Annotated in this window: 22 protein-coding genes and 1 riboswitch; of the genes, 12 read left to right on the forward strand and 10 right to left on the reverse strand. The window is 44.5% G+C overall.

Annotated elements, in window-relative coordinates:
- Positions 1–161: 161 nt before the first annotated feature.
- The 5 genes from HP552_RS06600 to HP552_RS06620 all read right to left on the reverse strand — a co-directional run bounded on the left by HP552_RS06600 (position 162) and on the right by HP552_RS06620 (position 3,872).
- Positions 162–797: a LysE family translocator gene (locus tag HP552_RS06600; RefSeq protein ID WP_175394775.1), complete on the reverse strand. Its 636-nt coding sequence runs from the start codon at positions 795–797 to the stop codon at positions 162–164.
- A gap of 106 nt (positions 798–903) precedes the next feature.
- The gene (locus HP552_RS06605) at positions 904–1,653 is read right to left on the reverse strand and encodes a YqcI/YcgG family protein (protein ID WP_175394776.1); all 750 of its coding nucleotides are present in this window, start codon (positions 1,651–1,653) and stop codon (positions 904–906) included.
- 93 nt (positions 1,654–1,746) lie between these two features.
- On the reverse strand, positions 1,747–2,316 hold the full coding sequence (locus HP552_RS06610) for a YdeI/OmpD-associated family protein (RefSeq protein WP_175394777.1): 570 nt from the start codon (positions 2,314–2,316) through the stop codon (positions 1,747–1,749).
- 41 nt (positions 2,317–2,357) lie between these two features.
- Positions 2,358–2,873, reverse strand: a complete 516-nt coding sequence (locus HP552_RS06615) for a DinB family protein (RefSeq protein ID WP_175394778.1) — start codon at positions 2,871–2,873, stop codon at positions 2,358–2,360.
- 81 nt (positions 2,874–2,954) lie between these two features.
- A complete protein-coding gene (locus HP552_RS06620) occupies positions 2,955–3,872 on the reverse strand; it encodes a helix-turn-helix transcriptional regulator (RefSeq protein WP_175394779.1) in 918 nt (305 codons plus the stop codon).
- Between the two features lie 259 nt (positions 3,873–4,131).
- Here HP552_RS06620 and HP552_RS06625 point away from each other — a divergent pair, with 259 nt between their 5' ends.
- Together HP552_RS06625 and HP552_RS06630 are read left to right on the forward strand one after the other, a co-directional pair.
- Positions 4,132–4,608, forward strand: coding sequence for a DUF2975 domain-containing protein (locus HP552_RS06625; protein WP_175394780.1), 477 nt, complete (start codon positions 4,132–4,134; stop codon positions 4,606–4,608).
- Positions 4,609–4,617: 9 nt separating this feature from the next.
- Entirely contained in the window at positions 4,618–4,836 is a 219-nt protein-coding gene (locus HP552_RS06630) for a helix-turn-helix domain-containing protein (RefSeq protein WP_175394781.1), read from the forward strand.
- Positions 4,837–4,968: 132 nt separating this feature from the next.
- Here HP552_RS06630 and HP552_RS06635 read toward each other — a convergent pair whose 3' ends face one another.
- Positions 4,969–5,826, reverse strand: coding sequence for a helix-turn-helix transcriptional regulator (locus HP552_RS06635; protein ID WP_175394782.1), 858 nt, complete (start codon positions 5,824–5,826; stop codon positions 4,969–4,971).
- Between the two features lie 180 nt (positions 5,827–6,006).
- Between HP552_RS06635 and HP552_RS06640 the strand changes: the two genes are divergently transcribed.
- From HP552_RS06640 to HP552_RS06650, 3 genes are all read left to right on the forward strand, one after another.
- Complete coding sequence (locus tag HP552_RS06640; protein WP_175394783.1) at positions 6,007–8,073, forward strand: beta-galactosidase; 2,067 nt, start codon at positions 6,007–6,009, stop codon at positions 8,071–8,073.
- A gap of 157 nt (positions 8,074–8,230) precedes the next feature.
- Positions 8,231–8,758 (forward strand): sigma-70 family RNA polymerase sigma factor, encoded by a 528-nt coding sequence (locus HP552_RS06645; RefSeq protein WP_175394784.1) that lies wholly within the window; start codon positions 8,231–8,233, stop codon positions 8,756–8,758.
- On the forward strand, positions 8,745–10,220 hold the full coding sequence (locus HP552_RS06650) for a DUF4179 domain-containing protein (RefSeq protein WP_175394785.1): 1,476 nt from the start codon (positions 8,745–8,747) through the stop codon (positions 10,218–10,220). Before HP552_RS06645 ends, HP552_RS06650 begins: the two co-directional genes overlap by 14 nt.
- A 409-nt stretch (positions 10,221–10,629) precedes the next feature.
- Here the strand turns inward: HP552_RS06650 and HP552_RS06655 are convergent, their stop codons facing one another.
- Together HP552_RS06655 and HP552_RS06660 are read right to left on the reverse strand one after the other, a co-directional pair.
- Positions 10,630–11,679, reverse strand: a complete 1,050-nt coding sequence (locus HP552_RS06655; protein ID WP_175394786.1) for a Gfo/Idh/MocA family protein — start codon at positions 11,677–11,679, stop codon at positions 10,630–10,632.
- A gap of 170 nt (positions 11,680–11,849) precedes the next feature.
- Positions 11,850–14,210 carry a beta-galactosidase gene (locus HP552_RS06660; RefSeq protein ID WP_175394787.1) on the reverse strand — a complete coding sequence of 787 codons (2,361 nt, stop codon included), beginning with the start codon at positions 14,208–14,210 and terminating at the stop codon, positions 11,850–11,852.
- A gap of 121 nt (positions 14,211–14,331) precedes the next feature.
- On the opposite strand from HP552_RS06660, the gene HP552_RS06665 reads away from it, so the two are divergent.
- The 3 genes from HP552_RS06665 (at position 14,332) to HP552_RS06675 (ending at position 19,570) form a co-directional block, all read left to right on the forward strand.
- On the forward strand, positions 14,332–15,177 hold the full coding sequence (locus HP552_RS06665) for a helix-turn-helix domain-containing protein (protein WP_175394788.1): 846 nt from the start codon (positions 14,332–14,334) through the stop codon (positions 15,175–15,177).
- A 117-nt stretch (positions 15,178–15,294) separates the two neighbouring features.
- The gene (locus HP552_RS06670; protein WP_175394789.1) at positions 15,295–18,648 is read left to right on the forward strand and encodes a DUF5107 domain-containing protein; all 3,354 of its coding nucleotides are present in this window, start codon (positions 15,295–15,297) and stop codon (positions 18,646–18,648) included.
- A gap of 298 nt (positions 18,649–18,946) precedes the next feature.
- Positions 18,947–19,570 (forward strand): DUF8426 domain-containing protein, encoded by a 624-nt coding sequence (locus HP552_RS06675; RefSeq protein ID WP_175394790.1) that lies wholly within the window; start codon positions 18,947–18,949, stop codon positions 19,568–19,570.
- 159 nt (positions 19,571–19,729) lie between these two features.
- Here the strand turns inward: HP552_RS06675 and HP552_RS06680 are convergent, their stop codons facing one another.
- Positions 19,730–20,581, reverse strand: coding sequence for a bifunctional 5,10-methylenetetrahydrofolate dehydrogenase/5,10-methenyltetrahydrofolate cyclohydrolase (locus tag HP552_RS06680; protein WP_175394791.1), 852 nt, complete (start codon positions 20,579–20,581; stop codon positions 19,730–19,732).
- 51 nt (positions 20,582–20,632) lie between these two features.
- Positions 20,633–20,712: riboswitch (ZMP/ZTP riboswitch) on the reverse strand.
- A 199-nt stretch (positions 20,713–20,911) separates the two neighbouring features.
- Here HP552_RS06680 and HP552_RS06685 point away from each other — a divergent pair.
- The 3 genes from HP552_RS06685 (at position 20,912) to HP552_RS06695 (ending at position 23,425) form a co-directional block, all read left to right on the forward strand.
- A complete protein-coding gene (locus tag HP552_RS06685) occupies positions 20,912–21,349 on the forward strand; it encodes a ribonuclease domain-containing protein (protein WP_175394792.1) in 438 nt (145 codons plus the stop codon).
- A gap of 16 nt (positions 21,350–21,365) precedes the next feature.
- Positions 21,366–21,641 carry a barstar family protein gene (locus tag HP552_RS06690; RefSeq protein WP_175394793.1) on the forward strand — a complete coding sequence of 92 codons (276 nt, stop codon included), beginning with the start codon at positions 21,366–21,368 and terminating at the stop codon, positions 21,639–21,641.
- 770 nt (positions 21,642–22,411) lie between these two features.
- Positions 22,412–23,425: an ABC transporter substrate-binding protein gene (locus tag HP552_RS06695; protein WP_175394794.1), complete on the forward strand. Its 1,014-nt coding sequence runs from the start codon at positions 22,412–22,414 to the stop codon at positions 23,423–23,425.
- A gap of 65 nt (positions 23,426–23,490) precedes the next feature.
- Here the strand turns inward: HP552_RS06695 and HP552_RS06700 are convergent, their stop codons facing one another.
- Positions 23,491–24,252, reverse strand: a complete 762-nt coding sequence (locus HP552_RS06700) for an MBL fold metallo-hydrolase (RefSeq protein ID WP_175394795.1) — start codon at positions 24,250–24,252, stop codon at positions 23,491–23,493.
- 209 nt (positions 24,253–24,461) lie between these two features.
- Between HP552_RS06700 and HP552_RS06705 the strand changes: the two genes are divergently transcribed.
- Entirely contained in the window at positions 24,462–24,878 is a 417-nt protein-coding gene (locus HP552_RS06705) for an Lrp/AsnC family transcriptional regulator (RefSeq protein WP_175394796.1), read from the forward strand.
- Positions 24,879–25,033 lie beyond the last annotated feature (155 nt).

The following is a 25,033-nucleotide window of genomic DNA, read 5'->3' on the forward strand; positions in this document are numbered from 1 at the left end:
CTATGAACTACTCTCCATATTACTGGCCGAAGGCTGTAGCAGTGAATACGAGTGGACCAGTGACAAATGCTGTCGTAGCGGGTGACTGGTTTTCAATACGATCCACTCCTTTTTTTTGTCTAAGCATTCATATTATTGTGCAGGTTGTCCAACGAAGGCAATCACAGAATATATGCCCAAAGTGACATAACGAACTCATACAAAAAATAGAATGAAAAACCGAGCAAAAGTGTGCCTGCAGCAACTGAAACCAAACGGATCAATCTTCTGCTCATCACTTTTCGCGTCACGGAAACCAGAGAAACCAAACCAAGATCATGAATCAGAATGCCGCACAGCACCCCGCAAGCTGCGATAGCGAAGCTCTCCTTCCCGGCAGAACGATATGAATCAGACAGTACGGCACCAAAAACGGATACCCAAAAGATCAGATTACCCGGGGAAATGGCAACCAACAAACCGTTACGGTATGTCTTCCAAAATGATTTTTTTACTTTTTCATTGGCGGGTGTAATATCCTGATCTGCATTCCTGATCGAATCATAACCCAGATAAGCAAGAAAGCCCGCTCCAACAAGCCAGAGCGGAATCTGAATGTAAGGTAGGGAGAGGAAGGAGGCAAACCCCAGATACATCGCTATAATTAATGTGGTATCCAAGGTCATTCCGCCCAGACCCACAGCCCAGCCGTGAACGAATCCATTTTTTAAACCCTGTTTTGTCATTTCCACAGTGATCGCTCCAACAGGCATGGCAATAGCTAGTCCGATCAGAACATATTTGATATACATTTCCATGGTCATGTCCCTTCCTTGATCCAGTTAATGGAACGCTCCTCCTTATAACTGTAGAGTACAGCTTATTCGGAGGAGGGCACTTTTAGGACAAGTAAGGGAAACACTTCTATTCTTGCACCTTTTCAGCTTGTAGAGCGCGAAGAAAAGGGCATAGAGAGGGGGAGGAGTCATCGTCTCTTAAAAAATACTGCTTATATTCAAGATTCCCTTGGGCTCCATACTGTTTTAGTTCAGGATGGGCGGGTATGGCATCGTATTCCGCTAGTCGTTCACGGATCTTAGGGCTAATTGCAGCTGCTTTCTTGGGATGAGCATTCCATTGGTCCAGTACCCAACGAGGCGTCATAGCCAGCATGAAGTAAGGGAAACTCCGACTCTGACGGGAGATGTGGGCGGGTGTCCCGCAATAGACGAAATATCGCTCATCGTCATAACAGAATTCCCACAAGGGATTTTCCGGGTTCTCCGGAATGTCTGCAGGCCATCGCTTTACATCCAAAACGCTAACCTTGCTTAATAAATCCCAGAATATCTCTTCATAGTCCAAAACGGTCCTCATCGTTTTCTCCAATTCAAAAAACACAATCAAAGATGAGTAATCACCAAAAGAACGCGATTCCCGGCCGTATTCGGTAATGATGTCCGCGAGTCTACGATCTGCTGACCCGGGATCCAAATATGACACAAAACCATATCGGAGATGCCCCATGGCGAAGGCCTGAGTCGCCGGAATGCAGGGGAAACGAGCCTCCCGATCACTCATTTTGGAAGCAAACAACTGGTAGGCATCCTTCTTCCAGGCTTCCAGAGGAATCTTTTCATTCTCCAGTTCAGAATGTTGAAACAAAAGCGACATGAACAGTCCTCCTTTTACCTATAGGATATCGTCCAATGGCAAAAAGGTGACTGTCCAACACCACTTCCATGTGATAGACCAAGATGGGGGAATCTAATAATTCAGAAGGCGTCCATGGTCATGCCATTGACCAATCATTTTGTTTTCTCTTGTGTTTGTAATGAATTTGTCCAATCTGTGATTGAACAATGCCGACTGATTTTTTACGCTCTGAATGGTGTCGATGCGGACTCTTCTATAAAGAGAAGGGAAGGCCATGAAATTCTCATAAGTTTGTTTATCTTCCTTAAGCCTGATCTCAATATCCTTGATAATGCGAAAAGAATCGATCTCCATGTCCGGTAGTACCCGTCTTCCTTCGTCCCTCATAAGCCCCAACTTTTCAAGACGCCTTACACGTTCTTTATTCAATTCGGTCCACGGACTGCTTTTGCTTCTGGGTGACAATCGCTGTGCGAGTTCTGTTTCCGATACTTTCTTTTTAATTCCATCGATCCATCCAAAACATAAGGATTCCTCTACCACGTCAAGATATAGCAATGTATTGGGCTTTGCCGTCATACTCACCACAACCCAGCAGGATTGTTCAATCCTGGATTTCGCCTGTAACCATGACCTGAAATCTTCCCTTGCGTTTACCGAAATTAAATTTTGAATTTCCATTAAATATATGATCTGCTCCTTGTATCAAAATGTGCTGTACATTAGAAGGATTGCACAGGTTCCTGATACCAAAAAAGAGAGTAGTCGTTCATGATGGACGCATGACCCAATTGACGCAGCATTGTGGAAACATTGCCCCTATGATAGGTCCCGTGATTAACCACATGCAGCAACATTTCGGAAAGACTCGTTTCGCGGAGGCCAGCGAATGGATTATCAAGTAGAATCGTTTGCTCCAAGTCGGTTTGGTGCTGGAACCATTCATTGTATCGTTTGGCTAGCTCGGCAAAGGTATCGATGTACTCATTCACGGAAAGGAGTATTTTGGAATTTAAAGGCATGCATGCCTGGAACGCCTCAGGCATCGCCGTTCCTGATAAAACCAGATACCACATCTGATCAACAGCATGGATATGGCTAAGGGCATGTGCGATGGTGGGATATGAGCTGTTCACTTCCTGACTCAGTACAGAGGGTGGCAGTTCCTTGATTCTGCCCAGAATGGTTTGGTTGGCCCATGTGTGGTAATTAAACATTTCAATTGGATAATTCGTCATTCGTATCTTCTCCTTTAGCTATGCAATGGATTTGTTTTGAATCTGTTGTCATTATAAAAAAAGAAGTATGACAACAGCGTGTCATACTTCTTCGTATTGCAGGAGTGCATGTTGAAGCTGTTCTTTTAGGATCTCTCGCAGCTCAAGCGGTTCTAGAACAACAACCCCACTGCCCAAGCCTAGCAGAAAGGACCTAAGCCATCTTGCCTGGAGTGGCTGATAAACGGGGATACGCATGGTCATACTCCCGTCATCATTGAATTGCTTATCTGCCTGCTGAAAGTGATCCAGTGCTTCCGCTAATGCCTCTGGGGAAACCCGAAACACCACATCACTTACCTGATCCTGCCATTCTTTGGTTGGCAAAACAGTCTCTTTTGGTACCTCAAGATGCCGTTGAAATGTTTCTGGTGTCAGCGACAGATTCATCATGCGGGATAGACGGAATTCCCGATAATCCTGGCGTGCTCGGCAGAATCCATATACATACCAATTACGATACTTATAATAAAGCATCACCGGTTCCAACTCACGGGTCGTACGTTCATTCTTGGTGTTAATGTAATCGAAACGGACAAGTATATGTTCCGTAATGCCTTTACGCAGATGGCGAAGCGCATCGTGGTCGTTACGGTGAGTTTCCAAGTTTACAGCTAAGCTGGGAGTCTGATGTTCAGTCCCTACCGTTTTTAATCGTTCAATCGTGCCCTGCGCACGCTCGTCTTCAAACACTGTAGAGAGACTGTGCAGGACAGTAATCAGGGAATTGACATCGTATGTACCGAGCAAGCTTTTGTCCAACTTGTATCCATCCATCATGCCATATCCACCGTTCATCCCTTGATAGGATACGACGGGAAAGCCGGCAGCACAGATCACATCAATGTCCCGGTAAATGGTTCTTTGGGATACCTGAAACTCTTCAGCCAGCACGGAAGCAGAAACAACTTCGTTGTTCAACAGCTTATAGATCATCGAGATCAATCGCTCTAATTTCATGAGTAAGGTCCGCCTTATATTCCATTTTTTTCGTATTAGCTGGTCGTTATTATATCACAAGCTATTCCGTACTGGATCGATAAACGTGGGAAGGTCAAAAGCAAACTGTGATGAACCGATAAGGATATGTTTATTAGGATGTTTAAGGAAGGGATAATTGATTATCAATAATTAAACAATATAAATCGATAATTATTTATTGTAAAACGATAAAATGTATGATAAATTCAAATCACTTAAAACAAGAGAGGTGCTTTTTGTGAAACGAGGTTCCACGATTTTTTTGAAAATGGCTGTTTTGCTCGTTGGCGTTCCGATTCTTGCCTTATGTATATTCGGCATACCTTGGTTAGCTAACAATCCAGTGAATCCGAACTATGCCGGCTCATTGTATCCCATTGTGATCATAATGTATGTCTCCGTCATACCGTTTATCATTGCGCTGTACCATTCATTCCGTCTTCTGAGCTATATTGACAAGAACGAAGCGTTTTCTTCAATCTCCGTGAGATCTTTAAAAATCATAAAATATTGTGCTATTGTAATCTGTAGCCTGTATGTTGTGATGCTTCCATTCGTTTTTCTAGTAGCAGATAAGGATGATGCACCTGGGCTTATTATTGTTGGGATGGTTCCTATTTTTGCTTCATTGGTCATTGCGGTGTTTTCCGCTGTTCTTCAAAGACTGTTACAGGAAGCCATTGATATTAAATCTGAAAATGACCTAGTGGTTTGAGGTGAAAATATGGCTATTATAATCAATATTGATGTAATGTTGGCCAAGCGGAAAATGACGGTTACCGAGCTTGCAGAGAGAGTTGATATCACAATCGCCAATATTTCAATATTGAAGAACGGGAAGGCGAAAGCGATACGCTTGTCGACGCTGGAGGCAATTTGCAAAGCGCTGGAATGTCAGCCTGGAGATATTTTGGAATATAGAGCTGACGAAGATGAAGAATGAAAACACGGTTGATCACCCGTGACCGAAAACTAAACATGAGAACAAGAGAAGAAGACTCTACACTAGATGTGTAGGGTCTTCTTGTACGTTCGGTATAAAGGAACATCTGCAGCTTCTAAACAACCAGAGTATTTATCTGCCTATAGTAAGATTGTGAATATTTCTGAATTGCAAAGGTGTTAGGTTTTCTTGACTCCTAAAACACCGGATGAAGTAACTCGACTGGGAAAATCCGGTCTCCAGCGTAATTTGCTTAATGGATAGGTTGGTTGTTGCTAACAGATGCTTCGCATGCAATAGCCTGGATTCCATTAGAAATTCCGGAAAGGACATTCCAAACGTCTGACTGAACTTGCGGCTGAAGTAGGGTGTACTGTACCCGGCAATCCCAGCAGCTTGCTCAAGTGTGATGTGCTCATGGCTATGCGATCGAACGTAGTTTGCTGCTTCACGTATTCGCTCAGCGGTTTGATTCACAAGCACATTAATTTGGTTCGCTGTGGATTGTAATGTTGTCAACAGTTCATATAACGTTGCTGCCATACTGTGCTCATCCTCAACTTGATATTCCCTTCCTAACTGAAGTAATCTATCCATCAGCGCTGTAACAAGTGGAAAGTTGGAACATTGAAACAACCATGGCTCGTCAATTCCTTTTCCATTCAGCAATTCTTCGAGACGAATTCCGTAAAAGTGAACCCAACGAATACTCCACGGATCATCGGAGTCCGAATGATACGTTTGTCTAAGACCGGGGCCGTAGAGGAATCCCTGTCCACGTGTTAACTCATAACTATTGGTTGGGGTATGCAGGAATCCTTTACCGCCAAGTACCAAGTGCAAATTGTAGCATTGATCCAAATTAATTTCTTTGCTCCGATATTCCCGATTCACACTATGCTTCGGAAAGTCACTGTAACCTCCAATAAAATCGGGATAGCAAACATGTCTGGGGAAAACGGGTTTCGGAAGAAAGATGTGTTCTTTCACGTGAAGCCTCCATTTGAACGCAATATTTTTATGTGATGAGTAATAAAGAACTTAAGTGATCGTAGTTCGAAAGATAATTGATGACAATATTTTATTATAAGACGCATAATCTTGTCATTTATTATACGCAAAGTATCCAATAAAATGGAGGCAGCATGGTACATTAAGGGGGCAATAAAGTTGGCGAAATCAATACAAATGGAAGAACTGAAACTGGGTGTCTGTTATTACCCTGAGCATTGGTCGGAGGAGTTGTGGGAGGACGATTTCCGAAGAATGCGAGAGATGAATATTACAGTTATTCGGATGGCCGAATTCGCCTGGTCCATCTTTGAACCGGAAGAAGGCCAGTTCGATTTCAGCTTTTTTGGGCGGGCTTTGGACCTGGCACATCAATACGGCTTGGGCGTCATTCTGGGAACACCGACGGCTACTCCACCTGCGTGGTTAACCGAAAAGTATCCTGAGGTTTTAAATGCAAATAAAGACGGTGTATTATATAGGCACGGCATGCGACGTCACAATAACTACAGCAGCCCGATCTATAGGCAGCAATGTGAAAAAATCGTACGGAATATGGTTATCGCATATAAAGATCATCCGGCTGTCATTGGCTGGCAGATCGATAACGAACTCAACTGTCATATGGATGTTTTTTATGCGGAGGCAGATCATATCGCGTTTCGCGAGTGGCTGAAGAGTCGTTATAACACGTTAGAAAACTTGAACCAAGCATGGGGAACCGTTTTTTGGAGTCAGACCTATACCGAATGGGAACAAATTTATCTTACACGTAACATGGTTAATCAATCGCCAAATCCTCACTTGGCATTGGATGAAAAGAGATTCATATCGGCGAATACCATTTCATTTGCCAAGCTTCAAGTGGATATCATTCGTGAACTGGATCCTCAACATTGGATCACGACAAACGGTACGTTCGGACATATAGACAATCATGAATTGACGGATGAACTCCTTGATTTCTTTTCCTATGATTCGTATCCGCAGTTTGCCACAATATTTACTGGTGAGGACGAAAAGCCATTGCAAGACCGGGCTTGGAGCATGAAATTATCCAATGTACGAAACATGTCTCCGAACTTTTGCGTAATGGAACAACAGTCTGGTCCAGGCGGCTGGGTTGATAGTATAGGTATGGGCACTCCAAGACCCGGCCAGATCCGATTATGGTCATATCAATCCGTCCTTCACGGAACAGACCTACTCGTATACTTCCGCTGGCGGACGGCAACGTTCGGAACGGAGATGTACTGGCACGGCATCAATGATTACCACAATCAACCCAACCGGCGAGTCCGAGAGGTAGCACAGGTCGGCGAAGAGTTTGTTAAAATAGGTCGGGCTATTGCGGGTACGACGTATCAAGCGGATGCAGCCATCCTGCAGGATTACGATAATATGTGGGATGGTGAGTTGGACGAGTGGCATGGTCCGCTTCATCAACAGAGCACTCGCGCTTGGTATAAGCAGCTGCAATATCGCCATATTCCCACCGATCTTGTTACGCTGCGATCATCAACCGTTCTGGAAGACCTGTCCAAATATAAGGTGATCATCTATGCTCACCCGGCAATCATGACAGACGAAACAGCAGAACTTCTGCAAACGTACGTCAGTCAAGGTGGAACCCTGTTGTTGGGTGCCCGTACCGGATATAAGGATCTCAAGGGACACTGTTATATGAGACCTTTTCCAGGAGCAGCTGCGGAGCTATGCGGAGTGACCGTGGAGGATTTCACCTTAGTCAAAGGAACCGTTCCCGCAGCCGAACTGCAGTGGAAAGGCAAAAGGGAGCAACTGCAAGCGGGAATGCAAACGGTCGGATTCAACGAGGTTCTTCATGTGGAGAATCCCGAAGTGCAGGTCGTAGCGGAGTATGCTTCAGAGTACTATGCAGGTAGTCCAGCTATGACCAAACGTGCCGTAGGTCAAGGTGAAGTGTGGTATTATGGGGCCGCTTACAATGAACAGGTCGTTGATGCAATCATGGACGAAATCGGGCTATTTTCACCGGTGGATGACTTGATGGAGGTACCGTCCGAAGTTGAACTTGGTATCCGTTCATCGAACGATAAGGCGTATTTATTTTTACTTAACTTCTCGGACAAACAGGCAGGAATCAAGCTCAAGAAGGAAGCCAAAGAGCTGCTGTCGGGAACAACCTATAAGAATGAAATCAAAATGTCTCCGTATGGTGTTTTCATTTTTGAGATAGATAAGTGATATAAGAAAACAGCCGGACTTCCTATGTTCGGCTGTTTTTTAGTTGGATAATAAGGAAGGTATAGTTTACCGGAAAAATATTTGAATTCTTTTGTGAACCAAATGAAGTCTTTGAGTATCTAATGAATAGATAGTTTGAGAAGGAGGGGAGATCTTCGTGGATTTGACAGAGAAAGCAGAACTTGCGAGAAAAGGGGATAAGGAAGCATTTGTGTTATTGGTACGAGCGATACAGCAGAGCCTCTTTGTTATAGCAAGATCAATTGTAAAGAACAACGAAGATTGTGCTGATGCGATGCAGGAGACCATTGCCAAAGCATTTTCTAATGTACATACACTGAAAGAGCCTGCTTATTTTAAAACATGGATTATTCGGATATTGATTAACGAGTGCAATCAGATCAATAGAAAAAAGAAGCGGGTATCCCTCATTCCTTACGATTTAAGAAAGACATCTTATAAGGAGGAGTACGAACAAATTGAGCTGTTTGAGGTGATTGACGAACTGGATGAACAGCTTCAAACCATTGTCACGCTATTTTATATCGAAGATATGTCGGTCAAGGACATCTCCAACGTGCTCGAAGTTTCTGAAGGTACAGTAAAGTCACGTTTGTTCAGGGCTAGAAAGCAGCTATCTGAGCTTGTATTAGGGGAAGGAGAAGAAAAATATGAGTTATCATGATCCGGTTGATCACAAGATAAAACAATTTCTTAAGTCAAAAACACAAGACGTGGTCCTCCCTGATACAGTCCAATTAGCGGTGGAGAACGCTCTTTCTTCACTTTCTGAGCCAAAGTCGAAAAAGAAATCGTACTTTAAACAGTGGAGATGGGCTGCCGCAGCAATAGCACTCTTTTTTGCCATAGGTGCAGTTACAATCTATACCGTGCCAACATTTGCTGAAATGATCCGATCTTTGTTTGCCAAGGACAACCCCGATATCGGGCTTCTTCGAGCGCAGGAACTGGGATTGGTGCATAATCCACATATTAAGGTGAAGGACAAAGGTTATACGCTTGTCATTGAGGAAGCTGTAGCAGATCCAACACGAGTGACAGTTGCACTTCAGCTTTTTGATAAAAAGGGAAAGCATGAACGTGAAAGGCTTATTCTTGGAGAACCAAACAACATAACGATTAAAGATGATAAAGGAAACATAGTGGGCAGCATGTATGATATGGGATATACAAATGATTTTTATTATATGGTTGAATTTTTTAGTGAGCCGCTGCAGACGGACAAGATAACGATTGAGGGGAATATTAATACGCTTGGAAACAGAAATGTACCTTCCATAGAAGGAAATTGGAATTTCAGCTTTGACCTGGATATGAAAGAGGCAAATAGCAAGACCCAAGTTGAGGAACTCTCTGGAGCTTACACAACACCACATGGAATGACTGTCAATTTAAAAAGGATCACACGAATGGTACAGGGAGTACGATTCGAAGTGGAGACCGAATTGGATGAAGCAGCAATGGCGAGATCCCCCGGTGATTTGTGGGAAAAACAAATGTTGAGCTTTCACTTTGAAACCTTGGATAACGAGGAGATACATTCAGTAAACCCAAGAAAACTTGGTTACATGGACAGCCTTATGACATTTGATTATAGTGTAACTGAAAAAGGGAAAATGCGTTGGAGTTACACTTTTAAGTACCTGCCTGAACAAGAACCTTACCGTTTTGTATTGGACGGATACTCTATTGCTGAAGTGGATGGAAGTAAGTTTTCTTTTAGACCTGCGGAGTTAAAAGAGTCCAAAGACTTTAAGATTTTGAAAGATAAATTCGAACTGATTGGTACTTCCATGGAGAAGTCGCAAAGAGGCGATGGAACAGATGAACTGGCTGTCTTATTCTATGGGAAAATAGATAACGAGATTCGTCAAGAGTTATGGTCTGCATATGATTCGGAAGGCAAACAATATATCGTGAGTAAGAGAGGTGCGTCGAGTCTCGAAAATAGTTTACCCGATCATTGGAGAAAGGGATTTATCAGCATGGGAGATCGTAACATGAAAACCCCTTATGAATTCCGAATTGAAGGGTTAGATCATATTCCGGAGGAGCTCACCCTCGAAAGGGAAGTAGTTGATAAACGATATAACGACCCTAATTGGTCCGTAACTTTAAATGAGTAGTCAAAAACGAACTTATTCCTGTCAGGGAGTAAGTTCGTTTGTTTCTATTAGATTCTAATGCAGGATCATTAATTGTTCTTCTCTTCATTCTTGATAAACAATGAACTGGTGATTATTAAAACGACAACAAAAAATAAAATCATAATTGAATTAGAAGGTACTTCATTGAATATGTAGTCTTGAACAAACAGGACTATAATGGATAGTGCTAAGATAAATCTCATGACTCGAGCCGACGACCGATCCGGGTTTTTGGAATGTTTGGATACGAGATATATGACATACCCTATTCCAGCAAAAAGCAGAAGTAAACCTGTGACTATCATGGCAAACATTAAAATACACCTTTCTTGCATTCATTTCATTAAAAGTTAATAGAGAAGTTAGTAGAGATTTCCAAGTCATTATCTCATACCCATACAGGGGCTTGAGTTGCGATTGACTTCTCAATGGCAAGGGACAAACGTACATCGTTAAGAGCTTCTGTCAGAGAATAAAAAGGGATATTCTCTCTCACATAAGTCGACATTCGTGTTAAAATTTCAGCCATGGCCAGCTCTTCATCGGAAAATGGGGCAGAAGAGAAGGGATTACGGTAAAGGCACTGTTGGCCAGCACGAAGCTCACGTAATGACAGCGGCCCCAGGCTTCCTTCCATACCGCTCTGAATTCGATGGATCGAGTATGTATCAAACGCTTCAGCACCCACGCTGATTGTAACTTCGTTATCCCGTATCTCTCCATGGGAACCGCGAATCAGAACCCGGTTTTGACGGAGGGGAGAAAAGTATTGAGACCGAGTAAAGTCCAGCAAAGCACTCTTGCCGTTCCGGAACGTCAGCATGGCGATATCTTGTAATTCGTTCTCGATCTGATCCTGAACTTGTCGACCACGGTAGGGGACTTCCAGAATCGGAAGTTCGAAGCGGCGGGCAACGATTTCGCAGCTGATATCCGATATCGATAACCAGTTACGGATGAGACTGATCCCATGATAGCCGTGCGCTGATGACACCTGAACATGATGAACCTGACCCAGTTTTCCAGAACAAATGAGAGCCATACGAGCCGTATGATGGGGCTGCAGCGGATATTGTTCTGCGATTTGAATATGTGCGTTTGTCTCGGCGAACTTGGACATTAGCGCAAAGCTTTCTTCATCGAAAGCCGGAGGCGTTTCAACCAGGAGGGGCACGTGCAGTGAAGCAAGTTCTTCAAGAACTGCGGGTACGGCAGTTTTGGAAACAGCAACCAAAAGAAAATCACTATGACGGGTCAATTCACTTGACGACTCGTAAAGTGTTACACCCCATTGATCGGCAGCTTCTTGGTACTTGGCCGAATTTCGAACGACTATGCCGCTGATTCGGAATAGATGGGGGAGCTGCTTCGCAATTCGCAAATAAGCTTCCGCTCTCCAACCGAAACCTATAATTCCAAAACAAATCGGTTGTATCAAATGAATCTCCTCCCTTTTCAATATTCGTATTATTGACATATGTCCTGCCTGTATTTTCTACTCAAGGATACCATGGAGCTAACTATTTTCAACAATAAATATGATTTAGCAATGGTAACGACCAGAACCGCCCTGAGATCGCTCCAATTGAACGATTTCAGGGCGGTTTTTTAGGAGAGTGGAACAGGGGAATGTTCAACCGCAGCTGAAGTTTTGACAGGATACAAGGCAACCTGATATTGCGGGATGGCCTCAATGCGGTGGAACTCGGCAATCTCGACACCTTCGAAGCGCTCAATTTGCGCCTGATTGACAAAGGTATGGACCGTTCCCCGGCGCTGTGGCGTGATCGATAGGTGCAAGGTAGAGGATTCAAGCTGCGTGTAGAATTCCTTCAGGCCGATGGACCAAGTCTTCCCGTAATAAACGTGATCCGTAATAAGCCGGCCATTCAGGAAGGCTTCAGCCACATCACCTTCATAATCTACCTCGAGCCACACATCATGAACATGAGAGGGCCATTCTCCCGCAAACTGCAGGAGAGCCGATTTCTCCGCAGGCTTCGTAACCAGCACGTCAGGCGTATATTCAGGCAGCTCCAACGTGTAGGTAGCGAAGAATGTCGATTCTTCCTTTTGACAAGGGATGGAGTTTGCGTTTTTCGTTTGTAAATCGTGTGCAGGTGCTGGATATAACGAAACATCAAACCGGGATACTCCCATCGATGTGCAGACAAGCTGATGTTGGTTGAAGATCACGGGACAATCGCTGATCACGAGTGTTTTTTGCCCCCATAGTTCGAAGGTATATGCTTTCTGTGCTTCTTCTCTGGATAACGTTACAAAGCGTACATTACGGCCATCGGTTGTGCGGAAGTGGACTGAATCAAGTTTGTTTACGCTCGGCTGGATCACGTAGTAAGAACCTCTGTCCGTTAATATGCCTTCTCCAGCGTGCACATCCGTCAGGTTCGTTTTGGATACGACGTATTCCGGTGCCATTCCTTCATGTGCATAGAAGAATATCGTTTTCTCATTGTCGGTTTCAATCTCCGTCAACAAAGGAGTCGTTGCGCTGACAAGCGACACGCCATGAAGCTCCAGATTAAATGGCAGCATCAGCCCGATTCCGCCTGGGAGCTCAAGTTCACCTTCAGCCGGGAAAGCAACGTGCCCCTTGACGGTTTCCAATTCGATTCGGATCTTACGGCTGGTTAGGTTGACTTGGTCCTGAAAATTATTCAAGAAAACAAAGCCGGAACCGTTATGATGTCTTACACACCAACGCAATGTCTCTGTATCTGTCGGATCTATGGTGGATTGTCCCTCAGGCAGTATCGTCTTCATCGGCGCAAGAATCGATCCGAAGGATTGAAGAAATATGGAAATCGCGCGGATGCGGTCATAGGATGCACCGACCCTGCCGAATTCACCCAAAGGTGACTGGTAGTCATACGTGATTTTCGGCAGGAATTGCTCATTCAGGTAACCCTTCTTGCCGACAGGATTGGAGCCGCCATGGTACATGTAATAACCGAGCAGATTGCTGCCGCTGGCCAGCTTGACAAGAGTCATGGCCTCAATGCTGTTCTCTGGAACGTACGGCCTTACATTATAACTGACCTGCATGCCGCCCGCCATCTCGCAATATGCAACGGGGTATTCGGGCACATCAAAATGAACCGGTTCGGCTGGTGTATCATGAAGATCGCGATACAAAAACTCCGTGCTCGGTGGCTGGGCTGGTATCCAAGACGTGTAGGCGTAACCTGCAAGCATGGGCAAAAAACCTTCCTCCGGAACGGCTGCACCACCCCAAGCGGTAGCCGTGAAGAATAGAGGACGAATGCCTGCATCCTCCGCAATGCGACGCAGCTCGGCGAGGTGAGCTGTGCCGCCCGTACCGGAAGACAGAAACTTGCCTGTTTTGTAACCCCAGGCATCATTGGGCGCCCCGGCGTGCATGAACTCATTTTCAAGCTGTACTGCAATAACGGGTCCTCCATCCTGATACAGGCTGCCTTTCATCTGAACGGCAATCTCCCGGTAGAGTTTGCGGGCGAGTTTCAGATAATCGGGATCATTGGAGCGGATCTCGATTGGCTTAGAGAGTACCCAATCCGGAATTCCACCATTGCGAACTTCACCGTGACAGAATGGACCGATGCGAAGGATTAGGGGGAAATCGAGCTTGGCGCACAGATCGATAAAGTGGCGAAGGTTTCGCCTACCGCCCCATACAAAAATCCCTTCTTCTTCCTCATGAAAATTCCAGAATACATACGTTGCGACAATGTGAATCCCTCCAGCTTTCATCTTGAGAAGTTCTTCTTCCCAATGTAAATACGAAAATCTGGAAAAGTGAAATTCACCGACAACAGGGATGAAGGGTTCTCCGTTACGCGTCATATAATAATTCGTAAATCCAAAGGATTCACCTTGTGGGTTTGCTCCGCCATTCTCACCCAATTTTCCTGGATAGATTTCCTTGTCACCCACGTTTTTTAATGATAATTTCGATACCTGGAACATTGTTGGAATACCCTCCTTGTGATATGTTCTTTACGATGAATTCTACTGTTTATAGCAAATACAAGAAGTATCAATATAGCTATATTTTATACGGAATACGATATGGCGAGGTAGTGTGATAATGGCTGAAAAACATGCGGATTATGCTATTCATGAAACCCGGCCCTTTGGGATATTAATTGCAGGACACTATGAGGAAAAGAAGGGATACGAGATTCATCGTCCATCAGGGAGTATTGACTGGTTATTGATGTATACGCTTTCTGGTGAAGGCGTGATACAGCATGGTAAAAATTCAATCTCCTGTACGTCTGGGGATGTAGCCATCCTCTTGCCGGGACTTCCACATCATTATGAAACGAAGCAGGAGCATTGGGAATTTATATGGGTTCATTTCATTCCCGACCCCAACTGGAGTACGTGGTTGAAACTGCCTGAAATGTCCGATCGTTTCTTCTTTCAGCAGATCGCTTCAGAGGAGCTGCAGCATGATGTGCACAATGCCCTTCAAAGGCTGGTGCGTCACGGACGTTCGGAAGGAAGTTCCGAACTCCATCGCCGATTAGCTGAGCTTGCCCTGGAAGAGACGTTGATTCGCATTCAACAGACGTTTCCTCCAGATGTTCCGGCGACAATGGATCCCAGAATTGCGGAGATGATGCGACATTTGCAGATGTACCCAGCCCAGAAAGTAAGCATACCCGAGCTGGCGAGCCGATGTTGTTTATCCACGTCACGCCTGTCTCATCTGTTTAAGGAGCAGGTGGGTGACACAATTCTGAATACAGTTCATAAGTTCAGATTGGAAAAGGCGGCGCAGCTCCTGAACGGCACCAATCGGCAAATTGCCGAAATCGCGGCGGATGTTGGATTCGACTGCGGCATTCATTTTACAAGAAAGTTCCGCGAAGCGTTCGGTGAGACGCCGTCTGCGTACCGAAAACGAAAAAATAGCCCTCAACAGTGATCTGCGAGGTGTTTCCCCATATAGTCCATGAAATTCAGAGGATATTGAATGGCCCTTCGCTGTTCATTTTTCTTACTATGGATACACCGACAGTTCACATGAGGAGGAAAAGAAATAATGAGCACGAGAGAGTCAACTTTACCCGTTTCAAACGCTGTTCGCGTCTGGGAGGAACATGTTGAGATTCCTACCTATGGCACCGGAGAGCCTGACAAAAATCCTATGTTTCTGGAGAAGCGTGTCTACCAGGGCTCGTCGGGACGTGTTTATCCGCATCCTGTAATCGATAAAATCATGGACGAAAAGGAAATGAAGTCCTATCGCATGGCCATACTCGAGAATGAATATGTGAGAATTGAAATCATGCCCGAGATCGGCGGCCGTATCTACCGGGCATTGGACAAAACGAACAATTATGACTTTGTTTACTATAACCGTGTTATCAAACCTGCACTGGTAGGCCTTGCGGGACCTTGGATTTCGGGCGGTATAGAATTTAACTGGCCGCAGCACCATCGTCCTAACACCTTTGGTCCTGTAGAGCATGCCGTAACCAAGAATGAGGACGGCAGCGCCACCGTTTGGGTCAGTGAAATCGACCGAATGTACGGAACAAAGGTTACAACAGGATTCACGCTGCATCCGGGAAAAGCCTACCTCGAAATTAAGGCACAGATGTATAACCGGACTTCGGAGCCGCAAACGTTCCTATGGTGGGCCAATCCGGCTGTTGCGGTCAATGACCATACTCAAACGGTATTTCCGCCTGACGTCACGGCAGTGTTTGACCACGGCAAGCGTGATGTGTCGAGGTTTCCCATTGCAACGGGAACCTATTATAAGATGGATTATTCAGAAGGTGTAGACATTTCCCGATACAAAAATATACCTGTGCCCACGTCATATATGGCCTATAAATCAAATTACAATTTCGTTGGAGGATACGATCATGGCGTTCAAGCAGGGCTGCTTCACGTAGCGAACCATCATGTGTCCCCGGGGAAGAAACAATGGACGTGGGGCAATGGCGAATTCGGGCAAGCGTGGGATCGCAGTTTGACCGATGAGGACGGGCCATATATCGAGTTGATGACAGGCGTATTCACGGACAACCAACCAGACTTCACTTGGCTTCAGCCGTACGAGGAAAAATCGTTTGCACAGTATTTCATGCCATACAAAAATATTGGAGTCGTGAAAAATGCATCGATCGATGCAGCGGTGAATCTGGAGGTGGACGAATCGCTTCGCACTGCGACTGTAATGGCCTATGCCACATCCGTGTTCGCGGGGGCAATCATTCAGTTGAAGGGCCGGAAGAGGAGCTATTTGAAAGATAAAGCGACGCTCTCACCGGAACTGACCTATAAATCAATTGTCACGTTAGACGAAGAAGACCAGCCACATGATTTATTCGTAACCATTCAGGATGCGAATGGCCATCAGCTGATATCCTATCGTCCGGCAAAACCTCGTATTGAACAAGTTCCCGATCCAGCCAAACCGCTTCCTCTTCCGAAGGAGATTAAGAGTACGGAGCAGCTGTATCTGGCCGGTATACACCTTGAACAATATCGGCATGCTACCTTTGAACCTGAGGATTATTATGAAGAAGGGCTGAGAAGGGATGCCTCCGACATTCGGCTCAATGTTGCTTATGGCACGTTGCTGCTCCGCAGGGGATGGTTCAAGCAGGCGGAAGAACATTTTCGGACAGCCATAGAATCGTTGACCTGGCGTAACCCGAATCCGTACGACAGCGAAGCCTACTATCAACTCGGGCTGGCACTCAGGCTGCAGGCGCGAAACGATGAAGCGTACGCAGCGTTTTATAAGGCGGTATGGTCTGCCGCTTATCAGGATAGCGGTTACTATGCATTAAGCCAAATTGCCTGTGAACGAGGGGACTATGCTGACGCATTGGAACTTGTAGACAGAGCTTTGGTGCGGAACGCAAGGAACTACAAGTCGAGACTCCTGAAAACTGCGGTTCTGCGCAAGCTTGGACGTTATGTGGAAGCGGCTCAGTTTGCGGAGGAAACGTTGAAGCTGGATATTGCGGATTTTGGAGCAGCGTACGAGAAAGCCCTCGCCTTGAATTTGTTAGGACATCATGAGAAAGCAAAGGAGACACGAACAACTCTTGAAAAGTTTATGAGAAACGATGTGCATAATTACTTGAATCTGGCATCGGATTATGCTGAAAGCGGAATGTACGAGGAGGCAAGAGACGCACTGGTGCAGATTCGTTTGGCACACGGCAATCACACCTATCCGATGGTGCATTATTCACTCGCTTACGTGTATGACAAAATGGATTTCCGTGAAAAAGCAGCCCGGGAGCACCAGTTGGCTCAAACCGCCTCATCCGACTATTGTTTTCCGAACAGTCTGTTCGACATGCAAGTGTTGGAACATGCGATTGCTGCGCATCCGCTGGACAGCAAGGCTCACTACTATCTGGGCAACCTGTATTATGACAAAAAGCGTGCAGAAGACGCCATTCATCATTGGGAACGATCCGTGGAATTGGATGATCGTTTTGCAACGGCACATCGTAATCTTGCCTTGGCTTATTACAATAAACGGAATGAATCAATGGCCGCACTGTCCTCGCTTGAAAAGGCTTTTCAATGTAATCCGGAAGATGCTCGTGTATTCTATGAGTTGGACCAGCTGCACAAAAAAGTGGGTGTTTCCGCTCAGGAGCGAATGGCAAAGCTTCAGCAGCATATGCAGCTCACACATCAACGGGATGACCTATATCTCGAATATGTGTCCTTGCTCAACATGCTCGGTCAGTACGAAGAAGCGTTATCTGCTCTGCTGCAGCGCCAATTTCATCCTTGGGAGGGTGGAGAAGGCAAAGTTACGGGACAATATGTGCTTGCACTTGTGGAGCTCGGCAGACAAGCCAATCAGCAAGGGAAGTTTCAGGAAGCTGTTTCTTTATTAAAGCGTGCGCTCCATTATCCCGAGAATTTGGGCGAGGGCAAGCTGGATGGTGCTCAGGAGAATAACGTTCATTACGAGCTTGGCCAAGCATTCAACGGATTGGGCCAGAATGAAGAAGCGGTGTACCACTGGACCGTTGCTTCGCAAGGTCTGGAAGAGCCGGCCAGTGCCATGTATTATAACGATCAGCCTCCAGAGATGATTTACTATCAAGGCTTGGCATGGTTGCAATTAAACAATGAGAAAGAAGCCAAACGCCGCTTTAACAAGCTGATTGATTTTGCTGAGAGACACCTGTTTGATGACGTGAAAATAGATTATTTTGCCGTATCATTACCTGATTTTCTCGTATTTGAGGATGACCTGAACAAACGCAATCGAATTCACTGCCTGTTTATGCTGGGTTTGGGCTTGTTAGGATTAGGAAAAGCAGCTGAAGCTAAAGTGCGATTTGAAGAAACGCTGCAATTGGAGCCGAATCACCAAGGAGCAAGGTTTCATAAGGAGATGTGTTAGATATATAGCAAAACCAAAGGAACTGCGATGTCGCAGTTCCTTTGGTTTGTTAATCGTGCTTAATCCTCATCATCTGGCAACCTTAGCAAAGGAGGCCTGGCTGATTTTTGGGTTGCAACTTTGAGCGATCGGGCCAATAGTCAAACAAAAATGAACCATCTATAATGTAGAGACCAAGGTAATATACGAACTCATTTCCGGGAAATGAAAACGTAATGACTTTTTGAGTGGAACATTGTAATACTTCTGTGAGTTTTCAATTAGACTACATTAAGGATTTGGGCGAGGAGTGATTAGCATGAACCTATATCATATACAATCTACATTACACGGAGTGGATCGAACTACTTCGTTTCTGGAGAATAACTTTATCGGTATCGTTTGGCCAGCTACAGGGGATCTGGAACAACTGACTTCTGAAGAATGGAAAGAGCAGCTCGTACAACGCTATTCGCTTAATGAAATGGAGCTGAACCGGACAATGGATACTCTCCATACTTTTGTAAACATCATTCAGGATGGGGACTTTATCTTGATAGACGATGATGAGTGGGTATACGTTGGGGATGTGGGTGATTATTTTTATGATGATTCCTCGGGCACGGGTGAAGACTCGATATGTCACCGGCGAGGAGTTACCTGGATGGGGCGCATTCCTCTGACCGCGATAAATGAAAAAGTACGTGCACTGCTTAATGATTCTTCTATTGTTGTAAAATTCGATCATCCCTTGTCACAGGCTCAACTGGACCCATGGCTTTCGATAGCTCCCAAAACTGAAATGCCAGATCATGATACCGTTAGGGTAGACGAAAGGATCGTTCAGCAAGCTCTCGATGTTTTGAAAGAAGCATTGCATAGTGAAGATGCAGACTTGCGAATCCGTGCAGCGACGGCTATTTTGCAATATGTAAAATCGTAGGGAGGATAAGAGCGTGTGAAAAACCAGAGGAATTGACGATCACACCAGAACTTGCCACCAAAAAGTGTAGTCTTGAGCTAATATTCTTCCACAAGAAAATAAAAGAAGAGCACACAGGCCCCTCATCAGACAGAGTGGGCTTGCGTGCTGTTATAACGACTATGCTCTTTCAGATAGCATATAAGCTGACTGGATTGTGTGTTCAATAAGCGTAGCAATAGTCACGGGGCCAACTCCACCTGGTACTGGTGTAATGGCAGATGACTGCTCCAAGCAGGATACATAGTCCACATCACCGACGTTACCTTTATTGTAGCCGGCATCGATCACAACAGCGCCAGGTTTAATCCAGCTGCCTTTTACAAACAACGGTTTGCCAACAGCAGCAATCACAATATCCCCTAACCTCACAATTTCGTCCAGATTGACGGTTTTGGAGTGACAGGTCGTCACCGTTGCATTTCGGTTTAGTAACATGGCTGAAACAGGCTTGCCCAAGATTGGGCTTCTACCAATGACAACGGCATGTTTGCCTTCGATTTGAATCCTATAGAAATCCAGAATACGGATAATCGCCTGTGGAGTACAAGAAGGGAACGCGGCTGCCCCAAAAGCATTTAACGCATAGCCTTGGGTCGTAACGCCATCAACGTCTTTCTCAATGCTGATTGCATCAAAAGCGGCTCTTTCGTTGATATGATGCGGCACAGGGTGCTGTAACAGAATGCCATGTACGGAGTGGTCTGCGTTTAATTTGTTTATTTCTTGAATTAATTCCTCTGTTGTCGTTTCAGCCGGCAGAACGACCTTAATGGAGTGTACACCTAAACGGGCACATGCATTTCCTTTCATGCGTACGTACGTTTCTGAGGAAGGGTCATTGCCGACCAGAATAGTAGCGAGACAAGGGAGGATGCCTTTCTCCTTAATCATTGCAACTTTTGCTACCATTTCTTCCTTCATAAAGTCCGCTACCGTTTGTCCATTTAAAATGAGTTGATCTGTAGTCATCTTGTTCATCGCCCTTTCCAACTAAAAAGAGGCAAGGAAATAAATATTCCTTACCTCTGCCCAGGCGTACGGCTGATTAGAATCATATGCTCCCTCACGGTTCACCGTGTTCGCCAGTTACATACGACCATTACATTATTAATCTGATCGTACTTCAATTTGAAAAATTGTTCAATACTTTTGATTGGTATATACTTTTTTGTACCATGATCCTGAATGAGCGATGCTGATGTTAGGGAATGGATGGTGAAACAGTTCATAAATTAGCTCACGTCATTGCAATCACAGCACAATGGGAGCGATGAAAAGATCAAAAGGAGACAAATCGCAATGCTTATTAAAAAATGGTTAGGCACGTTACTTATTATTCTGGCAACCATGCTGTTCGCAGGTTGTTCGCTTGAATCGATTTCTTTGGATGATCCTACTCAGGAAAATGTTGTCCTGACCCAATTTGATGAAGTTGCCAATTATATCATCGACCATCAAGAACTTCCGGAAAATTATATAACGAAGAAAGAAGCCAGAGCTCTGGGTTGGGAACCAAGTGAAGGCAATCTGCAAACCGTCGCTCCAGGCAAAAGTATCGGCGGTGATGTATTTCAGAATCGTGAAGGGTTGCTGCCCAAGAAAAAAGGGAGGACCTGGTATGAGGCAGATATTAATTATTCAGGAGGAACCCGGGGAAGCGACCGAATTCTATACTCCAGTGATGGCTTAATCTATAAAACAACCGATCATTATCGCACGTTTGAACAAATCAAATGACCAAAGGTAGGATGGTATGAAAACAGTAATTATTAATGGAAGTGACATTCATGGAAAAGAAGAATTACATGACATTCTTCAGGCGAAGCTAGGATTAGGAGAATCTTATGGACGGAATTTAGATGCGTTGTGGGATGGTGTGACGGGTTATATTTCAATGCCGCTTACCATTCAATGGCTTCATTTTGAGGCCAGCAGGGCAGTCCTTGGAGAATACGCAGATCAGTTATTGGAATTGCTGCGTGAAGCCGAAGAAGAGCTGGAGCAGTTTACTCTTGAAGTGAAAATGTAGTCTGAGTGGGCAGTCCTTAGGGACTGCTTTTTTGTTTTTGCAACAAGTACATCATGAGTTCCGTTATTTAAATAATGAAATACTAGGAGGGGAATATTATACAGAAAAAGCTATTATATTGTGTTTTGGTTTGTGTAGCAGTTTCTCTGACATCAGCTTGTTCAGGCAGGTCTACAGATGCTGAGGCAATAAACAGTCTAGATGGACTTTATCGTGCTGCATTGGATGAAATCATATCTACAGATACAGCTCTTAACACAAACATGGAGTATATATCCGTAGTCTTCGATCAAAGCATTCAACCAGGTGATTCTGACCGACAACACATCGTAGAATACCTACACCAGAAGTACAAAGTGGAGATTTATAAGCTGACATACAAACAGTTGGTGAAACAAGGCTTATATGATGGTGATAAATCCAACCTGAAAGGGATATTACTGCAAATAGCAAAACCGGAACAGCCGGATCAACAGAATAAAGTTAGTATTGATGCAAGCAAATATCGCTCCAATGAAGGTTCTTATTCTTCGAAAATAATTTTGGAATATCGGAAAAACAAGTGGACCGTCGTTGATCATATCCCTATAAGTGAGAGTTAAATCGGAGCTGCTGCACCATTGTTACCTACAGACAAAAAGTTACTTCAGTAGTCGCCATTGGCGGCTTTTTTCATGTATTAAATATCTTGTCAAATTCTCTATATCATGATAAAGTGATAACGATTATCAATATCAATTATCAATATCAATTAAAAGGGTGGGTTTACATTGTTGAAACGATCCAATTCGATCTTGCTTATACTGGCACTGAGCGTACTGCTGGTATTGAGTGCATGCGGACAGTCTGCGACGTCAAGTACAGCAATGGAGTCAAACACGAGTACCGCTGAGCAGACAACCGACTCAGCCTCTGCAGCTGAACCAGCGACAACTGATGAAGGAGAGACGGTTACATATCAATCCGATGCAGGAGAAGTACAAGTACCTAAAACACCGAATCGTATCGTTGATCTGACGTCATTTACGACAGGATACTTTGTAGCACTGGATGTTCCGGTAGTTGGAGCGCTGTCAGGTGCAATGGGCAACAAATACATCAAGGATCAACTGACAAGTCAAGGGACAACCGATCTGGGTGAGCTGCCGACAGCGGAACAATTGGTAAGCCTCAAGCCCGATCTGATCATTGCTTATACCGGAACAGAAGGGCTTGATCAGTTGTCACAGATTGCACCAGTGGTGCAGATTCAGTATGGCAAACTTAATTATAAAGACCTCATGCTTGAACTCGGCAAGCTGACCAATCGAGAAGACGCAGCCAAAGCCTGGATCACAAACTGGGAAGCACAGATCAATGAATTGAAACCCAAAGTACAAGCAGCAGTAGGCGATCGCACAGTCTCCATCCTGAATCCCTATGCGAAGGGATTGTATGTATTCGGTCATAACTATGGTCGTGGCGGTGAGATCCTATACGGCGAGTTTGGCTTCAAGGCTCCAGCCAAGGCTCAAGCGGAGGCGATTGACAGCGGGACAGGCTTTGCCTCGATTTCCATGGAAGTACTGCCGGAGTATGCAGGTGATATTATTTTCACCAGCCCATGGTCAGGGGATACAAGTGATGCCAGTGTCGTTTACAGCAATACCTTGTGGGAGAATCTCCCTGCTGTTAAGGCAGGACATGTCTTCCAGCTTGATAAAACTTCAGACACATACAATGATCCTATAACATTGGAAGGGCAACTGAAATTCATCTCGGAAAGCTTGCTTTCGGTGAAGTAAGCTGAGCAAGAGCACTCCTGGCCGTCACTTATGTGACAGAGGAGTGCTCTTTTTATCCAATTGAATTAAATTACGTAGAAATCCCCATCCTCTGGAACAAGAACGTTCCGGGTCATACCTTTATCCTTCAAGAAGTTTCTCAGCTCTTCTCTTGAAAGCCCCCAGTGGTTAACAGCTTCCATATGAACAACGATAATTTTGGCATCGGATGCCGTTTGGTAAACTTCATAAATGTCGTCTTTCCCCATCACCAAAGAACCACCCTGCAAAAACTGATTATCTCCTCCATTGACGACGATAACTTCAGGTTTGTACGTATGAATCACTTCCTCAACAGACTCAATCCAAACAGTATCACCGGCAACGTATAAGGTTTGTTCACTAGTATGTTTAAAGACTACGCCGCACACTTCACCAGCAAGCTTCAATATTTCACCTCTGCCGTGCTCTCCTTTGGTTTTAACCAGCTCGATTCCCTGGAAGACAGTATCTATTTGAAGAACCTCTACGTTGTTAAAACCTGCATTTTTCACCTCTATGGCATCTGCATCGTTCTGTACAAACATTTTGATGTCTTTGGGCAGCGCTTCTTTTGCGGCATCATCGAAATGGTCCAAATGCAGGTGAGTAACGATGACGGCATCGATGTTACGAATTATATTGTCAATCGAAGTTGGAAGGCTAACCAACGGATTCATCTGATCCTGTCTTGCCGAATTCGGGAAAGGAGGATAAGTGCCTTTGTCAGCCAAAAAGGGGTCAATCAGGAATTGGTATCCTGCATATTCAACGATAATCGTAGCATTTCGAATGTGAGTTATTTTCATTGCAATTCTCCTTTGATCATGAATATATAAATAGCTTACACGTTGTGGTTTTTTACGTACATGCATGAAATAAAGTCTTTCCGGACATTTACTTGAATGTTGAAAGTATTTTTATTGAATCGTCTGTATGCATAACAGAGTTAACTTTACTTATTTCACGAATTGGTATTTTAATTAAGAAGACAATAAATGAAAGGGGATGATTATAAGTGATTGACCACATAGATAAGTTAATTATTGAAGAGCTGTCCCAGAACAGTCGTATGACGATGAAAAAGTTGGGGGAGAAAGTTCATCTCACCGGACAAGCAGCTGCTTCAAGAGTGTTAAAGCTGGAGGAAAGCGGCATCATTGAGAAATACACCCTACAAGTGAATCAGGCCAAATTAAACTGTTTAGTTCATGCTTTCATTACGGTCAAACTGACCAATCCGTATCATCAATCTTTTCTGTCCTTTATTAAAAACGAAGCGCATTATGTATTGAATAATTACAAAGTGAGCGGGGACGGATGTTATTTACTGGAATGCAGATTCCCTTCTAATGAAGTATTGGATCAATTTCTCGTACGTTTAAATGAACATGCAAACTATAACTTGTCCATCGTGATAAACAAGCAAAAGTAGAAGGAGTTAAAAAAGAAACGATTAACCCTCACTGTAAGTGAAGCGGCAAGAAGTTTATGCGTAAAGAAGCAACGATGAATTGCATTCTTATATGGAGTCTCTCAAATAGAGTGTATACTTGGGTGAAGGGAATTGAATCATTAAGGACCACGTTA

Origin of the sequence: Paenibacillus xylanilyticus (assembly GCF_013359935.1) — a bacterium.
In the GTDB taxonomy this organism is placed as follows: Bacteria; Bacillota; Bacilli; order Paenibacillales; family Paenibacillaceae; genus Paenibacillus; species Paenibacillus xylanilyticus.